The organism is Bacillus cereus ATCC 14579 (assembly GCF_000007825.1).
Lineage (GTDB): Bacteria > Bacillota > Bacilli > Bacillales > Bacillaceae_G > Bacillus_A > Bacillus_A cereus.
This window is the reverse complement of record NC_004722.1, coordinates 4,099,932-4,121,122: the sequence shown is the minus strand read 5'-3', so window position 1 is coordinate 4,121,122 and position 21,191 is coordinate 4,099,932. Positions and strand designations below refer to the sequence as shown.

Genomic DNA, 21,191 nt, shown 5'->3' with positions numbered 1-21,191 from the left:
GGGGACTATACATGGCTGTAGAAAATATTACAATGCCTCAGCTCGGGGAGAGCGTTACAGAGGGCACAATTAGTAAATGGCTCGTTAATGTTGGCGATCACGTAAACAAGTATGATCCGCTTGCAGAAGTAATGACTGATAAAGTAAATGCTGAAGTACCATCTTCTTTCACGGGGATTGTGAAAGAGTTAATCGCTGGTGAAGGTGATACGTTAGCTGTAGGTGAAGTAGTTTGTGTGATTCAAGTAGAAGGCGCAGATGAAGTAGCAGCAACAGCTGTTGAGGAAAAAACAAAAGAAGAACCAAAGGCGGAAGTAGCTACGTCTGAAAAAGCACCGAAAGTAAAACAACCAACTGATGGAAAACCACGTTTTTCACCAGCTGTGTTAAAACTTGCGGGTGAGCATAACGTTGATTTAGATCTAGTAGAAGGTACGGGAGCAAACGGCCGTATCACTCGTAAAGATATTTTAAAGCTAGTGGAATCTGGAAATATTCCGCAAGCAGGTGCGGCGAAGAAAGAGGAAGCTGTAGCGGCAGTAGTAGAAGCTCGCCCAGAAGCACCAAAAGCAGCACCAGTAGCGCAAAAAGTAGAAGCTGCGAAACCAGTTTCTGTACCTACAATGCCTGGAGATATCGAAATTCCAGTAACAGGTGTGCGTAAAGCAATCGCAGCAAACATGTTACGTAGTAAACACGAAGCACCACATGCTTGGATGATGATTGAAGTAGATGTGACAAACCTTGTGTCATACCGTAACTCAATTAAAGGTGACTTTAAGAAGCGTGAAGGCTTTAACTTAACGTTCTTTGCTTTCTTCGTAAAAGCAGTAGCACAAGCGTTAAAAGAGTATCCTCAAATTAATTCAATGTGGGCTGGCGATAAAATTGTTCAGAAGAAAGATATTAACCTTTCTATCGCTGTTGCAACAGAGGAAGAACTATTTGTACCAGTAATTAAGCAAGCGGACGAGAAAACAATTAAAGGTATCGCTCGTGAAATTACAGAACTTGCAGGAAAAGTACGTACGAAATCGTTAAAAGCAGACGAAATGCAAGGTGGAACATTTACAATTAATAACACAGGATCATTCGGTTCTGTTCAATCTATGGGTATTATTAATTACCCACAAGCGGCTATTCTACAAGTTGAATCAATTGTAAAACGCCCAGTAATTATGGATAACGGTATGTTCGGTGCTCGTGATATGGTTAACTTATGTTTATCACTTGATCACCGAGTACTTGATGGTTTAATTTGTGGTAAGTTCTTAGGACGTGTTAAAGAAATTTTAGAAAACATGTCAGAAAACAATACATCTGTATATTAATAAAAAGCTCGCTTATGCGAGCTTTTTATTATCTTATTTCTTCATCTACATCCTACTATATGTATAAATACCTTTCCCAGTAATCTTACAATAAACGATTATGTATTAGGAATTTACGAAAATACATTGCTGATATATGGTATATGGATATAAAATAAGAAAAGAATAATTTTTTTGGCAAATCTTACTGATGAAACTGTAGTATAATATATTGTATTGTATGAAAAAGAGAGTTATTCTATATAAGTGTTTTATAGATAATGTGTAATCAGTCGTCAAAACATGAAGAATGTTGACTCCTGGTTTTTTATTTTTGCCGTAACAATGTTTCAGGAGGATGTCATGAAAAGAAGTACCGAGTTTCTAAAAAGTTTAGATGTAAAATTAATTTTAATTTTGTGTGCACTATGTGTGACGAGTATAGCTGCTATATATAGCAGTCAGCAAACGGGACAGTATGGAGCTGCAAACTTTGCTATGAAACAAGGTGTTAACTACATAATTGGGGTTGTATTGTTACTTCTTGTTGCAAGCATCGACTTAGATCAATTGCAAAAATTGTCTTGGCCACTTTATATTGCCGGGTTTGCTTCACTTATTCTTTTGAAAGTATTACCACCATCAGGTTTTACACCTGAAAAATTAGGTGCAAAAAGATGGTTTGTTTTCCCAGTATTTGGACAAATTCAGCCGTCTGAGTTTTTCAAAATTGCATTGCTACTTGTAGTAGCAAGTATAGCAGTAAAACATAATGCACAGTATATGGCAAGGACATTCCAAACAGATTTAAAGCTAGTAGGTAAAATTATGCTAGTGTCACTTCCACCTATGGCGGTTGTATATAGTCAACCTGATACAGGTATGGTGTTCTTATATGCTGCTGCTATTGCATGTATTTTATTTATGTCAGGTATTCAAAAGAAATTGATAGCATTATGTACAGTTATTCCGTTGACCATATTATCTGCTTTAATATTTATTTTCTTTAAGTATCAAGATTTTTTCTATAATAATTTAGTTACTTTACTAAAACCTCACCAACAGTCGCGTATTGTAGGTTGGTTAAATCCATTTGAAAATGCAGATCAAGGTTATCAAACGCAACAATCGATTTTAGCTGTAGGTAGTGGAGGAATGGAAGGTAAAGGGTTTGGGGGAGGAAGCGTCTATATCCCAGAGAAGCATACTGACTTTATTTTCGCTACAATTGCCGAAGAAGGTGGATTTATCGTAGCAGCCTTAGTTGTCTTCTTGTTCCTATTACTACTATATCGAACAATTATTATTGGTTATTCCGCTGATAATTTATTTGGTACATTATTATGCGCTGGATCGATCGGTATATTAACAGTTCAAATATTCCAAAACATCGGTATGATCGTTGGATTAATGCCTGTAAAAGGTATTGCATTACCTTTCTTATCGTATGGGGGAAGTTCCTTATTCTCGAATATGATTATGATGGGGCTCATACTATCGGTACGGAAAACGTATAAAAAATATATGTTTTCAGTTAAGTAAAAAAAGCTGGTTCGTTTTTAAACGAACCAGCTTTTTTACATATATGCTCATAAACGTTGCAAACTAAAACAGGATAGCAGTTTGAGACGGGTAAGGAGTGCAAAGTGATGCATATGCATATTTTTGAAGGAGCACGGCATCTTTCTAATAGTGAATGGGTTATTCGGGCTATTATAGCATACATATTTTTAATATTAGTTGCGAAAGCGATGGGGCAAAGGTCTATCGCACAACTTCGTTTTTTAGATGTTGTATTAGTGTTATTGCTTGGTGGGAATATTTCTAACGCATTGTCTGATGAAAAAGTAGGGTTACTGGGCTCGATGATTACAACGTTCATACTCGTTGTACTTCATATTATAAGCTCAGTTTTAATGCTGAAATGGGATAGATGGAGACGTTTTTTAGAGCCAGCACCTATCATTCTTATACATAATGGTTCCATTGATTTTAGCAATTTGAAAAAGGCGAGAATTACCGTGGAATATTTGTTTTCGGAACTTCGTATGCGAAATGTGAGCGATATTCAAACGATTAAATTAGCATTATGGGAAGCGAACGGTGTCGTTTCTATATTTCGGTATCCAGAATATGAAGCAGTTTCACGGCTTGATCTTAAAGTGGCGGGAAAAAAATCTCCAGTTTCTTTTGTATTAGTAAAGGATGGGAGGATACAGAAAGATGTTCTTGCATTATTAGGAAAAACAGAAGCGTGGGCGAGAAAATTTCTAGAGGAGAGTACAGAAGTCGAATCCATTATGTTAGCTACAGTAGATGAATCACATAAAATAAATATTTTGTTAAAAAAATGAAAAATATACGCATTTTGTCGTTTCGTACATATGATACAATAGTGTGGACAACGAAAAAGGAGGCGATACGGTGGGATATGTAGAAGAATTACGAAAAATAGTTGGTCATCGCCCTTTAATTTTAGTTGGTGCTGTTGTACTCGTTATAAATGAAAATGGATATGTTTTATTGCAGCAGCGGACAGAGCCGTACGGAAAATGGGGGCTACCTGGTGGGCTAATGGAGCTTAGTGAATCACCAGAAGAAACAGCTTATCGTGAAGTATATGAAGAGACAGGAATAAAAGTGAAGAACTTGCAACTAATCAATGTATTTTCTGGAGCGAACTACTTTACAAAATTAGCAAACGGTGATGAATTTCAATCTGTAACAACCGCCTATTATACAGATGAATACGAAGGGGATTTTGTTATGAATAAAGAAGAAGCAGTTCAGCTTAAATTCTTTTCAGTAACAGAACTACCTGACTATATTGTAGGATCGCATAAAAAAATGATTGCTGAATATATGAAGATTATGGAAAAAAAGATATAATCATAGTGAAAGAAATACAAAAACACAGTTCTGGTTGGTAGTCCAGACGCATGATTTCATGTCAGTAACCTTCCCCTCCGGGATGTCCCGTATTTCTAATCTTTTAAAGGAGGGGCTGTCAATGGATTTGACAGTATATCACGATGGCCAATTTTTTGTTGGAATCATTACATGTAAAGAACAAGGGAAATTGTATGGGGCGAGGTATATTTTTGGGGCGGAACCGTCAGATGAAGAAGTGCTTATGTTTGTGAATGGTTCACTTTTAGAGCATTTTCAGCACTTTGCAAAATGTGGTGTAGAAGTTAAAGAAAAACAGCGTCCTAAAAACATAAAGCGTATCATACGACAAGCAGCAAAAGAAATAAATATTAAACGTTTTACTAAGGCGCAAGAGGCGATTAGTTTATCTTATGAATTGCATAAACAAGAAAAGAAAGTGCAGTCTAAAGAGAAGCGAGAAGCTGAAAAAGAAAGAAGACGTTTAATGAAAGTACAAAAAGCAAAGCAAAAACATCGTGGTCACTTAAAGAAAAGGTGTTAGAGCGGGATCTCTGCCACCTTTTCTCTTCTTGAGTCCGAGTAAACTTACTTGTATTTCATAAACATTAACTGGTAAGATACAAATAGGTAGTTTTAGAGGAGGGAAAAGAGTGATTAATTTTAACTTTTTTATGAATGATGTTGTCCGCCAAGCGCGTGAAGAGATTGTCTCTGCTGGATATACAGAATTGACGACGCCAGAAGCGGTAGAAGAAGCGTTTAAAAGAAATGGAACAACACTTGTAATGGTAAACTCTGTATGTGGTTGTGCAGGTGGTATTGCTCGTCCTGCTGCTGCGCATTCCGTACATTATGATAAACGTCCTAACCACCTTGTAACGGTGTTTGCAGGTCAAGATAAAGAAGCGACAGCAAGAGCGCGTGAATATTTCGAAGGGTACCCACCTTCTTCTCCATCATTTGCTTTATTAAAAGATGGAAAAATTGTAACGATGGTAGAGCGTCATGAAATTGAAGGTCATGAACCGATGCAAGTTATTGCGAAACTACAATCATATTTTGAAGAGAATTGTGAAGAACTATAAAAAATAAGAGAAAAGGCGGCACGTCCACAATCAAGTGGATGTGCCGCCTTTTTTATTTATTATTAAAATTTATGGAATATGCATAGTTGTGTTATTTTATGCATCATTTTATACATAAAAAATAGCATTTATATTGTTTTGTTATTTATTTTTATTTTATATATTGCATAAAAATAAAAGTGCTGATACAATACAAACATCGAATAAATATTCTATTAAACTTTTAAATATACATTATTAGGGGGAAGAAAGATGAAGAAGTTAGTATCAATATCGTTTGCACTTATTTTAATTTTAAGTATGTTCAGCGCTTGTAGTAATGGGGAATCGAAAGAAACAAAAGGAAATAAGAAAGTACTCGTAATGGGAACTTCAGCAGATTATAAACCATATGAATACGTAGATGCGTCAAAGAGCGATGAAATTATCGGCTTTGATGTTGATGTTGCTAAATATATCGGAAAAGAACTTGGGTATGAAGTGAAAGTGAAAGATATGGATTTTGGTGGTTTATTAGCATCTCTTAGTTCAGGAAAAGTTGATTTCGTAATGGCAGGCATGACGCCAACTGCAGAGCGTAAAAATAATGTTGATTTTACAGATATTTATTTTGTTGCGAAAAATATGGTCGTTTCTAAAAAGGATTCTAACATTAAATCTGTAGAGGATTTAAAAGGGAAAAAAGTAGGAGTACAAACAGGGTCTATTCAAGAAGAGAAAGCAGCAGAATTTAAAAAACAAGTAGATTTCCAAGTTGAGGGACGTGATCGTATACCAGAAATCGTACAAGAAATTAAAGCTGGTCGTTTTGACGCTGCAATTATAGAAGACACAGTTGCTAAAAATTATTTAGAGAAAATGAAAGATTTACAAGGAATTGAAATTAAAGAAGCGCCAGAAGAAGTTGGAGCAGCAATTGCCCTTCCGAAAAACAGTGATAAAACAGCTGAATTTAATAAAGTAATTAAAAAAATGCAAGAAAATGGAGAAATGGATAAATTAGTGAAGAAATGGTTTGGCAGCGGAAAATAAGCTGCCTTTCACTTTTCTGTGAGGGGAATGAAAAGAATGAACTTAGATTTTTCGGCGATTACGCCTTCGATACCATATATACTAAAAGGTTTAGAAGTTACTTTGAAAATTGTAGCAGTATCAGCTCTAGCAGGATTTATTTTAGGAACGCTATTAGCACTTTGTAAAATTGCTAGAATACGAGCATTAAATATAGCAGCAGATTTTTATACATCAATTTTTCGTGGTACGCCCCTTGTATTGCAATTAATGATTATTTATTTCGGTGTCCCGCAAATAATTGGTTATGAAATACCAGCATTCTTAGCTGCTGTACTTGCATTTAGCTTGAATTCAGGTGCATACATGTCAGAAGTAATTCGTGCTGGTATTCAAGCGGTTGATAAAGGACAAACAGAAGCAGCAATGGCTTTAGGGGTACCATACGGAAAAATGATGAGAAATATTATTTTCCCTCAAGCATTAAAAAATATATTACCAGCGCTTGTGAACGAATTTGCGACACTTACGAAAGAATCGGCTGTAGTAACAGTAATAGGCGCGACTGATTTAATGCGTCGTGCTTACATCGTAGGCGGTGAGACATTTAAATATCTTGAACCATTACTTTTTGTTGGACTGATTTATTATATGTTAGTCATTATTCTTACATTAGTCGGGAAGGCAATTGAAGGGAGAATGAAGAAAAGTGATTAAAATTGAAAACCTTCATAAATCATTTGGTAAAAACGAAGTATTAAAAGGAATTACAACAACGATTGAAAAAGGGGAAGTAGTTGCAATTATAGGACCTTCTGGATCAGGAAAATCAACGTTTTTACGTTGTATGAATATGTTAGAAGCACCAACGGATGGTCACATTTGGATTGGAACGGAAGAAGTAACGAATCCGAAAACGAATGTTATGCATGTTCGTGAAAATGTCGGTATGGTATTTCAACATTTTCACTTATTTCCTCATATGACTGTATTAGAAAATATTACGTATGCTCCTACCAATGTAAAAGGGGTAACGAAGCAAGAAGCTGAAAAGAAAGCTGAGAAACTTTTAGAAAAGGTTGGACTAGTAGATAAAAAAGATACGTATCCAAATCGTCTTTCGGGAGGACAAAAGCAACGTGTAGCAATTGCAAGAGCGTTAGCAATGGAACCCGAAGTTATGTTATTTGATGAACCGACATCGGCGCTAGATCCAGAGATGGTGAAAGAAGTGTTAGAAGTTATGAAATCGTTAGTTACGACAGGAATGACGATGGCTATCGTTACACATGAAATGGGCTTTGCAAAAGAAGTGGCAGATCGTGTTCTTTTCTTGGACGGAGGAAAGCTTGTAGAAGATAGTGCGCCAGAAGAATTTTTTGCAGCGCCGAAAAGTGAACGTGCGCAACAATTTTTACAAAAAATATTGTAATATGAAAAGGTTATGTGAATAATAAGTAGAAAAGGATGACATTGTGTCATCCTTTTTTTATACTAGCTGTAAATACGTTTATACATATAGGAGTAATGATATGTTTAAAATTGGATACCGTACAGTAAAAACAGCAATAGGGACAGGCGCGGCAGTTTTTATTGCTCAGTTATTAGGGTTGGAATTTTATAGTTCAGCAGGTATTTTAGTTATTTTATGTGTACAAAATACGAAGCGCAAATCGCTTCAAGTGTCGTTACATCGTTTTCTAGCGTGTGTATTATCAATGGTATTCGCGTTTTGTATTTTTGAAACGATCGGCTATACACCACTTGCAATTAGCATATTGTTACTTACATTTATTCCGACTGCAGTAATGCTTAAAATTCAAGAAGGCATTGTCACGAGTTCAGTTATTGTTATGCATCTATATTCATTGAAGCAAATTACATGGCTTATAGTTGGAAATGAAATTGCTATATTAACGATAGGGATTAGCGTGGCGTTATTAGTAAATATGTATATGCCGAGTAGTGAAAATAAGCTAAAAGAGTATCAGGATAAAATAGAGAGCAATTTTAAAACGATTTTGTTTGAAATGGTTGTGTATTTACGAAATCGAGAAAGTAGTTGGAGTGGGGCAGAACTCATTGAAACCGAGAATATGTTAAATGAAGCAAGAGATTTATCGTTTAAAAAACTTGAGAATGCATTTATGCGAGAAGATGATTATTACTATCGTTATTTTAATATGCGTATGCAACAATTCGAAATTTTAGAGCGAATGATACCACTAGCAGCTTCTTTATCATGGACATATGAACAAGCTGATATGATTGCAGATGTTGTTGAAAACATTGGTAATGCTATTAGCCCTGAGAGTACTGGCGTTATTTCCTTAAGGCAGCTTCAAGAAATGAGGGAATTATTTAGAGACATGCCATTACCAGCTACACGCGAAGAATTTGAGATACGTGCGAAACTTGTTCAACTTGTGTATGAAATGGAACAATATTTACTCATTAAAAGTCGCTTTAAGGGAAAGGATAATATAAAAGAACTTATATAGAAGGTAGGAATTATCTATGCCGTATCTTCTCTCTATCATATTATGTCTTTCTTTATCGCCGATTTGGCCTCTTGGGGATAATCCACGTGCCGGAGATCCTTTTATTATTGTAAATAAAGCAACGAATAAATTAGCTTACATTGACGATGGAAAGATTCAAAAGGTTTTTCCAGTAGCGACAGGGAAAACGAATGAATTAACTCCAGAAGGAACTTTTGATGTTGTAATGAAAGCGAAGGATCCGTATTATATTGCGAAGGATATTCCAGGTGGGTCGCCAAAAAATCCACTTGGGTCAAGGTGGATTGGATTTAATGCAAGAGGAACTGATGGAAGTAAATATGGAATACATGGAACAAACCAACCGAGTTCAATTGGAAAGTATATTTCACAAGGGTGTATAAGAATGAAGAAAAACGATGTGGAATATTTGTTTGATCGCATTCCAATTGGAACGAAAGTATGGATTGTGAAATCGAAAAAATCATTTCAGCAATTGGCAAAAGAAAAAGGAGCCGTTGCATATGAAAAAGCCAACGAAAAGGTTGGCTTTTTCTATTATAATAAGTTGTCTTGACATGTGTACATAACCGTGCGTTAATGAGAATATAGAAAGATAAAATTAGATAAAGGGGTTGCTCATATGTACTTGAATCCAAAACTTTCGTATATGCAGTTTTTTATGGGATTTCTATTTGTTATTACATTCATATTGGCAACTTTTAATATATGTTCTTATCTTGTAGCGATTGTATGTATGGCATTACTTAATCTAACTTTTGTTATTGGAGCATTTCAGCAGAAACAATATACAAGTTTTGTAATAGCACTTGTAATGTCATTTTCCTTTAGTATTGTAGCGATTGTGTTTTATATAAAATAAACCATCTCGATGTCGAGATGGTTTATTTTGTCATGTGTAAAAAGTAAAAAAAGGACGAACACATCGCCCTTTTTACCAAAACATACTCGCGCCAGCAAGTAATGTTGTTACAAGCATAGAAATCAGCATCACATAAACCATAACTTTTTGAGCTTTTTTATGCATCGTTATACCTCCTTGCAAATCAGTACAATTTCATTGTAACGAGAAATGAAATTATGGACAAGGGGAGAGTGAGGACAAAATTCGGGAGGGGATTGCAAAATATAACAGGAAATTTGAGTGTGTATAGAGAATATAGTAAAAGGGTATATTGTTAATTTTTAGTTGGGCAAGCTGAAGAATGGAGATACGATGATGAAAATATACGAAACAGATCGTTTATACTTAAGGGAAATTGATGAGTCGTATGCTGAAACAGTTCTTCAATATTACGACAGAAATCGTGAATTTTTAAAAGCTTGGGAAGAGTATAGACCGGATGATTTTTTTACGCTAGATTATCAAAAGAAAAAGTTGCAAAAGGATAGAAAAGAGTTCGAAGAAGGGAAAATCATCAGACTATGGATTTTTAAAAAGGGTGATGATACGAAAATAATTGGGTGTATTTCATTTAATTTAATCGTTCGTGGCATTTATCAATCTTGTGTCCTCAGTTATAAATTAGATAAAGCAGAGTTAAACAAAGGGTATACGACAGAAGCGCTTAGAAAAGCAATTCAAGTTGCTTTTGGGGAATTTCAGTTACATCGTATAGAAGCTCCGATTATGCCTCGTAATTTAGCATCTATACAAGTAGTAACGAAGATAGGTTTTCAATATGAAGGCGTGTCTAGGAAGATGTTAATGGTAAATGGCGTGTGGGAAGATCATATGCGCTGGGTATTGTTAAATGAGTAATAGAAAGCAGATGGTTATCTAGACATGTAAACCATCTGTTTTTTGTCTTGTATTTCGAAACTTTTGCGAAATTCTGTTATAATTAATAGTGTTACATACATAATGGTAGTGCAGGAGGCGCAGTCTTATGATTAATCAAGAACGTTTAGTAAATGAATTTATGGAATTAGTACAAGTAGATTCTGAAACGAAATTTGAAGCAGAAATCTGCAAAGTATTAACGAAGAAATTTACAGATTTAGGTGTAGAAGTATTTGAAGATGACACAATGGCTGTAACTGGTCATGGGGCAGGTAACTTAATTTGTACTTTACCAGCAACAAAAGATGGTGTTGATACAATTTACTTTACTTCTCATATGGATACAGTAGTTCCTGGTAATGGAATTAAGCCTTCTATTAAAGATGGATATATCGTATCAGATGGTACAACAATTTTAGGTGCGGATGATAAAGCTGGATTAGCATCAATGTTCGAAGCAATCCGTGTTTTAAAAGAGAAAAATATCCCTCATGGTAAAATAGAATTTATTATTACAGTCGGAGAAGAATCAGGTCTTGTTGGTGCAAAAGCATTAGACCGTGAGCGTATTACAGCGAAATATGGCTACGCATTAGATAGCGATGGAAAAGTTGGTGAAATCGTTGTTGCAGCTCCAACACAAGCGAAAGTGAACGCAATTATTCGCGGGAAAACAGCTCACGCTGGTGTAGCGCCGGAGAAAGGTGTATCTGCAATTACTATCGCAGCGAAAGCAATTGCGAAGATGCCACTTGGTCGCATTGACTCTGAAACGACTGCAAATATTGGACGTTTTGAAGGTGGTACACAAACGAATATCGTTTGCGATCATGTACAAATCTTTGCAGAAGCTCGTTCTTTAATTAATGAGAAAATGGAAGCGCAAGTTGCGAAAATGAAAGAAGCATTTGAAACAACTGCAAAAGAAATGGGCGGTCATGCAGACGTTGAAGTAAACGTTATGTACCCAGGATTTAAATTTGCTGATGGCGATCACGTTGTAGAAGTTGCAAAACGTGCAGCTGAAAAAATTGGTCGTACACCTTCTCTTCACCAAAGTGGTGGCGGAAGTGATGCAAACGTAATTGCAGGACATGGTATCCCAACAGTTAACTTAGCGGTTGGTTATGAAGAAATTCATACAACAAACGAGAAGATTCCTGTTGAAGAATTAGCAAAAACAGCAGAATTAGTTGTTGCAATTATTGAAGAAGTAGCGAAGTAATGGAAAATAAAAAGCGTGTAAATCAATTATGATTTACACGCTTTTTATTTTGATTCGATTGCTTTGACAAGACGTATAAGCGAATATAAGAAAAACTATGGAAGTATATACGTTGTTGCTACATGTACTAGACGAGGGAATAACCTTAACGTATTCATATTGAAAATCGGAAGTAGTAAATAATTAATTGCAATGATTAATATAACTACAGGGAATGTATAGTTGAGTTTATCCCGCTATTTGCCGGACAGTAAGACCACTACCTCAAAATTCAGCGAAAGTAAAGAAGTTAGGTGGGGGCCCTGCTGCCCGTAAAAGTCCGATTAGTGAGAGTTGATTAAAGTTTCGATTTATATCGATTATAAAAAAGAACAAGTAATTATTATAACTATTGTGCAAAATTTGATATAATAAAAGAACGAACGTTCTGATTAGGGAGTGAGTACTATGCGAGAAATGTATCCGAAAAATGGTCGTGTTATTTTACATGTAGATATGAATTGCTTTTTCGCATCTGTTGAAATTGCTCATGATCCATCATTACAAGGAAAGCCATTAGCGGTTGCTGGAAATGAAAAAGAGAGAAAAGGAATTATTATAACATGTAGTTATGAGGCGAGAGAATACGGAATACGTACGACGATGCCCCTTTGGGAAGCGAAAAGGTTATGCCCGCAATTAGTTGTAAGGCGTCCTAATTTCACATTATATCGCGAAGCTTCATTTCAAATGTTTCAAGTCCTTTCTCGTTTTACAGAAAAGATACAACCAGTCTCAATAGATGAAGGATATTTAGATATTACAGATTGCTACGCACTTGGTTCGCCTCTTGAAATAGCAAAGATGATTCAACAAGCACTATTAACAGAGTTGCAGCTTCCGTGTAGTATCGGAATCGCTCCAAATCTTTTCCTAGCAAAAACAGCTTCTGATATGAAAAAACCTCTCGGTATTACCGTACTTCGAAAACGTGATATTCCAGAAATGATTTGGCCACTTTCAGTTGAAGCAATGCATGGGATTGGAGAAAAAACAGCTGAAAAATTAAATGAAATTCATATACATACAATTGAACAGTTAGCGAAGGGAGACGAGCATATCATTCGCGCTAAAATTGGCAAGCACGGTATTGATTTACAAAAGCGTGCAAAAGGTACGGATGATAGGGAAGTGGATCCGAGTCAAATGGGCCAACATAAAAGTGTCGGTAACTCGATGACTTTTTCAAAGGATATGGATGAAGAGAAAGAATTACTTGATATGTTAGAACGGTTATCAAAATCAGTGAGTAAAAGATTACAAAAGCGAACCCTTGTCAGTTATAATATTCAAATTATGATTAAATACCATGATAGGCGAACAGTAACACGGAGTAAGCAATTGAAAAATGCAATTTGGGAAGAACGCGATATTTTTCAAGCAGCATCCCGTTTATGGAAGCAACATTGGGATGGTGATTCCGTTCGTTTACTAGGTGTTACAGCTACTGAAATAGAGTGGAAGACAGAATCGGTGAAACAATTAGATTTATTTTCATTTGAAGAGGATGCGAAAAAAGAACCACTACTTGCTGTCATTGATCAAATTAACGATAAGTATGGAACACCGATTTTACAACGAGGTAGTCAACTACTACGTAAGCAAGAGAAGTCGTTTCAACAAAAGTTAGAAAATAAGTTTATGTAGAAGGTGTCATGAAGTAGTAAAATCATGACACCTTTCCTAGTTAACTCGCTTCTAAATTTAAAGAAGTCTTCCATCCAGCTCCAGTAACGCCAGATTCTAATAGCATTCTACTTACTATTTTTTCAATTAAGATAGCCGCATTTGTCTTGCAATGTAATGTAGCCTGTATACACACCTTTTGATTAGAATCTACGTCTTCACTATACAACTCTTTTAAACCGATTCCTTCTGTACTTACCATATGCATAAGTAAAAAACGAATATGTGCTTCATTTTCTTCTGAACAAGTAAGGGAAAGTAAGTAGTTCGTTTGTTCTGGTGATTCTTCTTTTGATTTTTTATTCATAAAAAGAGCAATTGGGCGAAGAAGTATATTTGCTAGTAACACGCCGGCTGCACCTAATATAGCTGCAACGAGGAAACCGGCGCCTGTAAGAGTACCGACAGCAGCTGCACACCATAAAGTAGCTGCTGTATTTAGCCCTCTAATACTAAAACCATCGCGGATAATAACGCCACCCCCTAAAAATCCAATACCACTAACGACTTGAGCAGCAATGCGGGATGGGCTAGCATCATGATCAAGCATGACGGATAATAAAACAAATATACAGGCACCAAGTGATACGAGAGCATTTGTCCGTAACCCAGCCATTCGGTGTCTCCATTGTCTTTCCATTCCAATGCAAGCTCCTACAATAATTGCTATAACTAACCTGAATACAATGTCGTACCATACCATCATGGTCACCTCCATATATAATATGTGTTATGTTTTTTAGAATGAGCGGGGGATACCCACTCATTCTTATTTTTACAACCAGCTATGAAACTTTTTAATATAAAGCTTTTTCAGGAATTGTGTTAAAAAAGCGTAGCCTAATAGTATTCCTACTAACCAAGGGAAATAGTTAAGTGGCAATGCTTGTAAACCAACGGCTGCACCAAGTGGTGAGAATGGAATATAAATCCCGATTGCCATAATAAGAGCGGTTAATAAAACGACTGGTGTTGATGCAGTACTTTGAATAAATGGAATCTTTTGTGTTCTTATCATGTGAACAATTAAAGTTTGTGTTAACAACCCAACGACAAACCAACCGGACTGGAATAATGATTGCTCGCTCGGTGTATTTGCACCAAATACATTCCACATGACTACGTATGTGATAATATCAAATATAGAACTAATTGGGCCGATACAAATAATGAAGTTTCGTAAGTTTGCAGTATCCCATTTTCGTGGTTTTTCTAGAAACTCTTTATCCATTTTGTCCCATGGAATAGAAAGTTGTGAAATATCATAAAGTAAGTTTTGAATTAAAAGATGAATGGCAAGCATCGGTAAAAAAGGAATGAAAGCACTTGCTACTAACACGCTAAACACATTACCGAAGTTAGAGCTAGCTGTCATCTTAATATATTTTAAAATATTTCCGAATGTAGTACGTCCTTCTAAAATCCCTGCTTCTAATATAGTTAAACTTTTTTCAAGTAGAATAATATCGGAAGCTTCTTTCGCAATATCAGTAGCAGTATCAACAGATATTCCGACATCAGCTTCACGTAATGCTACAGCATCGTTAATGCCGTCTCCCATGTAACCTACAGTGTGTCCATTTCCTTGTAATGCGTGTATAATACGAGATTTTTGCATGGGATTAAGCTTCGCAAATACAGTCGTTTCTTCGGCAAGTCTTGCTAATGCTTTATCTGGTAAAGAATCAATCTCGTAACCGAGGATTGGTTCGCAGATATCTAATCCAACTTCTTTACAAACCTTTCTTGTAACAATTTCGTTATCGCCAGTTAAAATTTTCACTTGTACACCATGTTTCTGTAATGCTTGAATTGCAGCTGCTGCAGATGGTTTCGGTGGATCTAAAAAGCCGATATATCCAGCGAGAATCATATCAGTTTCGTCTTTTACTGTGTACTCTGTATCATTTATTCTTCTATCTTTTTTATAAGCCACAGCAATAACCCGCATACCTTCACTATTTAGTGTCTCACTTATTTTTTTGACATTTGAACGTATTTCCTCGGTGAGTGGAACGATTTTTTCATCCACTTCAGTGTAGTTACAAATTGATAAAATTTCTTCTACGGCACCTTTACAAACCATTGTATGTTCACCTGAAATATCCTTTACGATGACTGACATACGCCGGCGGGCGAAATCGAATGGAATTTCATCTAGCTTTTGAAAAGCTGATGGATTAAATGTATTGTTTTCCTCTGTATGCTTAATAACAGCTTTATCTATTAAATTTTTCAATCCAGTTTGATAGAAACTATTTAAATAGGCAAATTGCAAGACGCGATTGCATTCATTTCCCTTGGGATCTAAGTGACGAACAAGGACAACGTTATCTTCTGTTAAAGTTCCGGTTTTATCTGTACAAAGAATGTTCATAGCACCTAAGTTTTGAATAGAATTTAGCTGTTTTACAATTACTTTTTGTTTAGACATTTTAACGGCACCTTTAGCTAAATTAGCAGTTACAATCATTGGTAACATTTCAGGTGTAAGGCCAACAGCGACGGCAATAGCGAAGAAGAAAGCTTCTTGCCAATCACCTTTTGTGAATCCATTAATGAGAAGAACAATAGGTACCATAATAAGCATGAATGTAATTAAGAGCCAGCTTACTTTGTTTACACCTTTATCAAAGTTTGTTTCTACACGCTTTCCAATTACCTTATTGGCTAAAGAGCCGAAATACGTATCGGTACTTGTTGAGATGACAACAGCTTTTGCGCTACCACTTACAATATTTGTTCCCATGAAACAAAGGTTTTCCATATCGAGTGGATTGTAATTTTTTTTCATGTTTGTCGGTAAGATATGCTTATTTTCTGTATGGTAGCAGTGTTCGTATTTTTCTACAGGAAGTGCTTCCCCTGTTAAAGAAGATTGATTAACAAATAAATCTTTAGCGGATACAATACGCACATCAGCTGGAATGATATCACCGGCTGAAAGGGAAATGATATCGCCAGGTACAAGTTCCTCAATTGGAATTTCTGTTGTGTAATTTCGATTTAAATTCGTTACATTTTTTGTTTCATGTACAAATCCATTTATTCTAAATACGCTTGCAGTTGTTCGAACCATAGCTTTTAAATTATCGGCAGCTTTTTGAGAACGAAATTCTTGGGAAAACCGAATTGTTGCACTAAGTAGTACCATTGCAGATACGACAATTGTTCCTTGCATATCATCCGTGAAAAAGGAGAGTGCTCCAAGAGCTAATAAAACGAAAATAAATGGATTTTTAAATGCCGACAGAAATTGAATGTACCACGGTGCCATTTTATTATGAGCTATTTCGTTCGGACCATATAAAGAAAGTCTACGAGACGCTTCTTGTTTAGATAATCCATCTTGTGTTGTTTCTAAAAGTTTTAACGCAGAGCTTACATCTTGTGTTGCAACCTCCACTAATAATTCGTTATTTGTTTTCATGCTATCTTGCTCATAAGCATGCTTTGTTTCTTGTCTTTGTAAATTAAACATCGGTAGTTCCTCCTCTGTCATGAAGGAGGAAACAATCTGTTACCTAACTATTTGAAATGGTGAGGAACAGTTTCTTTCCTACCTACATGATGAAATATGAATGTAAAACGTATGGGTATCTGGGCCGAATCATCAATTGCCAACTGTTCCTCACCTCCGTACAATTTAGTAGTTTCTGAATATGCTATGTTTGTTTCATAGTAAGGTGCATATAGACGTAAAAAGACCTTTACTCAAAACGAGTAAAGGTCTGAATTCGCAGTTAAAAGAGTCCACAACAAAGACTGTTAGTAGACATAAATAAAAACAGTTTTTGTGTATGACAAAATACATGCACCTCTCCCTCGTTGAGTTTTAGCACTGTATAGCATAGGTACTGAAACCAGCTACATTAAAAAAGGCCTTCATTCCGACCTTTCCTGTTGACCCATTGGCGTCTCTCGACATTTTTGGGCAGCAGCGTTTCTCTATACAGGAGCCTCACCTAACAGAGACCATATTCAATTACATGTTGAATGTTAGCACTGTAAAATTGTAGTGTCAATATCTTTTTTATCTGTGTTTTTAAAATATTAAACGGATTTATAATAGATATGTGGGATGAAATGTATGATATTGATTATAAATAATATGAAAAATAAATATTTTTATAAAAGGGGAATTTGTAATGGGACCACAAAATTTTATTATAAATATTGAGAATCAAAAGTGGTTGTTTAATGAGCAGGAAGATTTATGTTCTCACGGGGAAATTTATTTAAATGTGGATGGAACGATTATTACACAAACAGGTATGGATGAGGAATGGGGAATAAGTGAATCAGCTTTAGCTTTGTTACGAACTTTAGATAAAGAATATATTTGTGATATTGAAAATGAAGAGGGGCTTATTTTGCACGGATGTGGCACTATGCTCATGTTAGGATGCCCAATTTCAATTCATTGGACTATAAACCATATAGGTGAAAATGTGGTTTTAAAGGATTTTGTCAAAGTTATTTCTACTGATCAAAAGGCTATATACTATGAAGGGCTTCATATAGAAGTAAATGAAAATGAATATAGAAAACAAATTGTTTCTTTTGCGCTACAGGCAAAAGAATTATTCAATAAATCAAGTGAGAAGATAATTTTAGATGAGTTTGAGCGAAGTATGTATACCGACTTTTGGATGGAATATGATCATTTGTTAAATAAGTATAAATAAAAAAACACTGTAACCAGTGCTTTTTTATTATAGATTACGAGATTGTAGGGTTTTCAAAAATAACAATCTCTGAACTGTTTGTAGTTGAAACGCGTTGGGCGTAATATGTTAAAGCTGAAGAAATATATGCTGGTAACGTATCATTTGTATGTGATGTTGTATATTCATGGATTAATTCCTTTAAAGTTGTCCATTCTAATTGTGCTGGGTGATCAGACACGAAAGAACTTACCCAGCGATCAAATGAAGATGAAAAATCAGTTTGTAAACGAAATACTTCTTTCATAATAAAACGCTCCCTTAAAATGTAGTATAATTATTTTAACACAAAACACGAACGATAGCTAAATTTTTTGAGTATAATGTTCGTGTTATATAGTTGTCTAGATGTTTGGTTATGTAAATTCAATTTGCCATTTGAAATAACATTCCGTAAGATGAGAGATAGAGTATATTTAGAGCTGGAGGAAAGAAAGTGGAATTTGTATTTTTAGGAACTGGTGCAGGTGTTCCTTCAAAAGGAAGGAACGTTTCAGCAATTGCTTTACAATTGTTAGAAGAACGAGGACAAACTTGGTTATTTGATTGTGGTGAGGCCACGCAACATCAAATATTACATACATCTGTACGTCCGCGCCGCATTGAAAAAATATTTATTACGCATTTACATGGCGATCATATTTTTGGATTGCCTGGTTTATTAGGTAGCCGTTCATTTCAAGGAGGAACTACGCCTTTAACGGTGTATGGACCGAAAGGAATTAAACAATTTATTGAAGTGGCATTATCGGTAAGTACGACACATGTGAAATATCCACTTGAAGTTGTGGAGATAACAGAAGAAGGTACCGTATTTGAAGATAATGAATTTTATGTAGAAACGAAAAGATTGTCACACGGTATAGAATGCTTTGGATATCGTATTGTAGAGAAAGATATACAAGGTGCTCTTTTAGTTGATAAGTTGCTTGAGATGGGTGTGAAACCAGGTCCAATCTTTAAACGTTTAAAAGATGGTGAAGTAGTTGAATTAGAGGATGGCACGATATTAAATGGAAATGAGTTTATCGGCCCACCTCAAAAAGGAAGAATTATTACTATCTTAGGTGATACGCGATATTGCGAAGCGAGTAGGGAGCTTGCGCAAGATGCAGATGTACTTGTCCATGAAGCGACTTTCGCAGCAGAAGATGAGCAACAAGCGTATGATTATTTTCATTCTACATCTAAGCAAGCTGCGAGCATTGCACTTCAGGCAAATGCGAAGCGACTAATATTAACTCACATTAGTTCTCGCTATCAAGGAGATACATATAAGGAATTATTGAAAGAGGCTAGAGAGTTGTTTTCTAATACAGAAATAGCGACAGATTTGAAATCATTCCCAGTAGAAAAATAATTATTTTGTAAAAAATGGTAACAGCGGGTTACCATTTTTTTATGTCTAAAAAAATTTAAAAATAAAACTGTTATTATTTTATACTTATACTTGGATGATACAGAAAATTAGGATGGTTTGAATATATAGGATAAAAATACGAAATAATGATTATTTAGAAAAACTGTTATATAAGTCAGATGACATACAAGTGATACAAATAGCAGAAATGGACTTTTATTCAGAACTTTTAAAATTCAACAAAAGTAAGCGTTTTATAAAAAACAAGCTATAATGAGGGCAGATTATAATTTATGATAAGTCGCATGTATTTTAGTCATTATCGTAACAAGTGAAGTTGACTAAATCATGAGAGAGTAACACGAGAATTATAATAGGAAAGATATTACTATTATTTGTCATAAGTCTTTTTCACTTTTTAGCTAAACGATATGATTAGCAAGTGTAGCTATTGCGAGTTCCTTAGTAGAAGCTTTTTATTAATAAGGTAGTGGAGATTTAATTGGTATACCACTCTTTAAAAGAGTTCAGAACATCAGCAGGTAGTCTAGGCGGAATAGCGGGTGCAAATTTAGCTGCATTAGCAATGGTTATATCACTTGTTTATGCTATGCTTGCAATGGCTTCTGTGTTAAACTTTGGATTGCTACCAGACTTTATTCTGGATTATCTTGTATCATTTTTAAATGAAAATAATGCTAAGATTCTTATGTATTATGATAACTGGTATTATTTCAGGTTATATTGGATTACTTTTATTCAAAAACTATCCAATTCGTACAGCAGAACAAATTCGTGGTACAACTGGAAAAGCGACAGATGTAGCAGCTTAATAGAATAGTAGAATAAATTTTTTCATAGAGGTTTAGGGGGAGTTATGATGAAGTATCGCTCAGTATTTGATATTATCGGTCCAGTTATGATTGGACCATCAAGTTCACATACAGCAGGCGCAGCAAGAATGGGGCAAGTTGCTCGCCAGCTGTTTCGTCATGAACCAGAAAGAGTAAGCATTTCGTTATATGGATCATTTGCAAAGACGTATCGAGGGCATGGTACGGATGTAGCACTAATCGGTGGAATATTAGGATTTGAAACAGATGACTTACGTATTCCAGAGGCGCTAGAAATAGCAAAAGAGCGCGAAATTGAAGTGGAATTCATTGAAGAAGATGCCAATGCACCTCACCCAAATACAGCGAGAATTCGTTTGTATAAAGGTGAAGATGAAATTGAAGTTGTTGCTTGCTCAATTGGTGGCGGTAAAATTGAAGTTGTAGAATTAAACGGATTCGATCTTCAATTATCAGGCACGAGCCCAGCACTACTTATTGTAAATAACGATCGCTTCGGTGCTATTGCAGCGGTAGCTTCAATCCTTGCGAAACATGAGATTAACATTAGCACAATGAGTGTTTCTCGTAAAGAAAAAGGAAGAAGAGCGCTTATGGTCATTGAAACAGATGAATTATTAGCAGATGAAGTAATTGAAGAAATAAAAGCGCAACAAAATATTTGTCAAGTAACTATTATGGAATAATTGCAGGGGGG

General features: G+C 35.5%; 22 protein-coding genes and 1 riboswitch. Of the genes, 18 read left to right on the top strand and 4 right to left on the bottom strand.

Annotated elements, in window-relative coordinates; translation table 11 throughout:
- Positions 1-11 precede the first annotated feature (11 nt).
- The 12 genes from BC_RS20760 to BC_RS20705 all read left to right on the top strand — a co-directional run bounded on the left by BC_RS20760 (position 12) and on the right by BC_RS20705 (position 9,682).
- Positions 12-1,331 (top strand): dihydrolipoamide acetyltransferase family protein, encoded by a 1,320-nt coding sequence (locus BC_RS20760; protein WP_000257660.1) that lies wholly within the window; start codon positions 12-14, stop codon positions 1,329-1,331.
- A gap of 342 nt (positions 1,332-1,673) precedes the next feature.
- On the top strand, positions 1,674-2,852 hold the full coding sequence (locus tag BC_RS20755; protein WP_000831181.1) for an FtsW/RodA/SpoVE family cell cycle protein: 1,179 nt from the start codon (positions 1,674-1,676) through the stop codon (positions 2,850-2,852).
- A 107-nt stretch (positions 2,853-2,959) separates the two neighbouring features.
- On the top strand, positions 2,960-3,664 hold the full coding sequence (locus tag BC_RS20750; protein ID WP_000550961.1) for a DUF421 domain-containing protein: 705 nt from the start codon (positions 2,960-2,962) through the stop codon (positions 3,662-3,664).
- Between the two features lie 70 nt (positions 3,665-3,734).
- Entirely contained in the window at positions 3,735-4,199 is a 465-nt protein-coding gene (locus BC_RS20745; protein WP_000542549.1) for an NUDIX hydrolase, read from the top strand.
- Positions 4,200-4,320: 121 nt separating this feature from the next.
- Positions 4,321-4,743 (top strand): YjdF family protein, encoded by a 423-nt coding sequence (locus BC_RS20740; RefSeq protein WP_000366600.1) that lies wholly within the window; start codon positions 4,321-4,323, stop codon positions 4,741-4,743.
- 130 nt (positions 4,744-4,873) lie between these two features.
- Positions 4,874-5,287, top strand: a complete 414-nt coding sequence (locus tag BC_RS20735) for a BrxA/BrxB family bacilliredoxin (RefSeq protein ID WP_001979317.1) — start codon at positions 4,874-4,876, stop codon at positions 5,285-5,287.
- Positions 5,288-5,539: 252 nt separating this feature from the next.
- Positions 5,540-6,319 carry a transporter substrate-binding domain-containing protein gene (locus BC_RS20730; protein WP_000737662.1) on the top strand — a complete coding sequence of 260 codons (780 nt, stop codon included), beginning with the start codon at positions 5,540-5,542 and terminating at the stop codon, positions 6,317-6,319.
- Positions 6,320-6,355: 36 nt separating this feature from the next.
- The gene (locus tag BC_RS20725) at positions 6,356-7,015 is read left to right on the top strand and encodes an amino acid ABC transporter permease (protein ID WP_001046916.1); all 660 of its coding nucleotides are present in this window, start codon (positions 6,356-6,358) and stop codon (positions 7,013-7,015) included.
- A complete protein-coding gene (locus BC_RS20720) occupies positions 7,008-7,730 on the top strand; it encodes an amino acid ABC transporter ATP-binding protein (RefSeq protein WP_000590206.1) in 723 nt (240 codons plus the stop codon). The genes BC_RS20725 and BC_RS20720 overlap by 8 nt, the downstream gene beginning before the upstream one ends.
- Positions 7,731-7,830: 100 nt before the next feature.
- Positions 7,831-8,799: an aromatic acid exporter family protein gene (locus tag BC_RS20715; protein ID WP_000472671.1), complete on the top strand. Its 969-nt coding sequence runs from the start codon at positions 7,831-7,833 to the stop codon at positions 8,797-8,799.
- Positions 8,800-8,815: 16 nt separating this feature from the next.
- On the top strand, positions 8,816-9,376 hold the full coding sequence (locus BC_RS20710; RefSeq protein WP_001146566.1) for a L,D-transpeptidase: 561 nt from the start codon (positions 8,816-8,818) through the stop codon (positions 9,374-9,376).
- Between the two features lie 66 nt (positions 9,377-9,442).
- Positions 9,443-9,682, top strand: a complete 240-nt coding sequence (locus BC_RS20705; RefSeq protein WP_000281167.1) for a DUF3894 domain-containing protein — start codon at positions 9,443-9,445, stop codon at positions 9,680-9,682.
- A gap of 72 nt (positions 9,683-9,754) precedes the next feature.
- On the opposite strand, the gene prli42 is transcribed toward BC_RS20705, so the two are convergent.
- Entirely contained in the window at positions 9,755-9,847 is a 93-nt protein-coding gene (gene prli42, locus BC_RS20700; protein ID WP_000549040.1) for a stressosome-associated protein Prli42, read from the bottom strand.
- Positions 9,848-10,036: 189 nt separating this feature from the next.
- Here prli42 and BC_RS20695 point away from each other — a divergent pair, with 189 nt between their 5' ends.
- From BC_RS20695 to BC_RS20685, 3 genes are all read left to right on the top strand, one after another.
- Positions 10,037-10,582 carry a GNAT family N-acetyltransferase gene (locus BC_RS20695; RefSeq protein ID WP_001987197.1) on the top strand — a complete coding sequence of 182 codons (546 nt, stop codon included), beginning with the start codon at positions 10,037-10,039 and terminating at the stop codon, positions 10,580-10,582.
- 127 nt (positions 10,583-10,709) lie between these two features.
- A complete protein-coding gene (locus BC_RS20690) occupies positions 10,710-11,828 on the top strand; it encodes a tripeptidase T (protein WP_000609803.1) in 1,119 nt (372 codons plus the stop codon).
- Positions 11,829-12,275: 447 nt separating this feature from the next.
- On the top strand, positions 12,276-13,514 hold the full coding sequence (locus BC_RS20685; RefSeq protein WP_001208858.1) for a DNA polymerase IV: 1,239 nt from the start codon (positions 12,276-12,278) through the stop codon (positions 13,512-13,514).
- 40 nt (positions 13,515-13,554) lie between these two features.
- Here BC_RS20685 and BC_RS20680 read toward each other — a convergent pair whose 3' ends face one another.
- Together BC_RS20680 and mgtA are read right to left on the bottom strand one after the other, a co-directional pair.
- Positions 13,555-14,256, bottom strand: coding sequence for an MgtC/SapB family protein (locus tag BC_RS20680; RefSeq protein ID WP_000262342.1), 702 nt, complete (start codon positions 14,254-14,256; stop codon positions 13,555-13,557).
- Positions 14,257-14,328: 72 nt separating this feature from the next.
- Positions 14,329-17,034, bottom strand: coding sequence for a magnesium-translocating P-type ATPase (gene mgtA, locus BC_RS20675; RefSeq protein WP_000482698.1), 2,706 nt, complete (start codon positions 17,032-17,034; stop codon positions 14,329-14,331).
- 331 nt (positions 17,035-17,365) lie between these two features.
- A riboswitch (M-box (ykoK) riboswitch) is annotated at positions 17,366-17,533 on the bottom strand.
- 168 nt (positions 17,534-17,701) lie between these two features.
- Here mgtA and BC_RS20670 point away from each other — a divergent pair.
- Positions 17,702-18,241: a hypothetical protein gene (locus BC_RS20670; protein WP_000529165.1), complete on the top strand. Its 540-nt coding sequence runs from the start codon at positions 17,702-17,704 to the stop codon at positions 18,239-18,241.
- 34 nt (positions 18,242-18,275) lie between these two features.
- Here BC_RS20670 and BC_RS20665 read toward each other — a convergent pair whose 3' ends face one another.
- Positions 18,276-18,527 (bottom strand): DUF3932 family protein, encoded by a 252-nt coding sequence (locus BC_RS20665; RefSeq protein ID WP_000665709.1) that lies wholly within the window; start codon positions 18,525-18,527, stop codon positions 18,276-18,278.
- Positions 18,528-18,716: 189 nt separating this feature from the next.
- Here BC_RS20665 and rnz point away from each other — a divergent pair, with 189 nt between their 5' ends.
- Positions 18,717-19,640, top strand: a complete 924-nt coding sequence (gene rnz / locus BC_RS20660) for a ribonuclease Z (RefSeq protein WP_000397455.1) — start codon at positions 18,717-18,719, stop codon at positions 19,638-19,640.
- Positions 19,641-20,520: 880 nt separating this feature from the next.
- Complete coding sequence (gene sdaAB / locus BC_RS20650; RefSeq protein ID WP_000877445.1) at positions 20,521-21,180, top strand: L-serine ammonia-lyase, iron-sulfur-dependent subunit beta; 660 nt, start codon at positions 20,521-20,523, stop codon at positions 21,178-21,180.
- Positions 21,181-21,191: the final 11 nt, after the last annotated feature.